Raw genomic sequence first — 325 nt, forward strand, 5'->3', positions numbered from 1 at the left:
ATCTCTACAGGATTCCAGACATGTCAAGGCCAGGTAAGGTTCTTCGCGTTGCATCGAATTAAACCACATGCTCCACCGCTTGTGCGGGCCCCCGTCAATTCATTTGAGTTTTAACCTTGCGGCCGTACTCCCCAGGCGGTCGATTTAACGCGTTAGCTCCGGAAGCCACGTCTCAAGGACACAGCCTCCAAATCGACATCGTTTACGGCGTGGACTACCAGGGTATCTAATCCTGTTTGCTCCCCACGCTTTCGCACCTGAGCGTCAGTCTTTGTCCAGGGGGCCGCCTTCGCCACCGGTATTCCTCCAGATCTCTACGCATTTC

1 rRNA gene is annotated in these 325 nt (G+C 54.5%); it reads right to left on the reverse strand.

Annotated features, from left to right (window positions below):
* A 16S ribosomal RNA gene (locus AACR77_RS11855) occupies positions 1 to 325 on the reverse strand; the annotation flags it as partial.

This window comes from Aeromonas sp. ZOR0002, assembly GCF_963866995.1.
GTDB lineage: Bacteria > Pseudomonadota > Gammaproteobacteria > Enterobacterales > Aeromonadaceae > Aeromonas > Aeromonas caviae.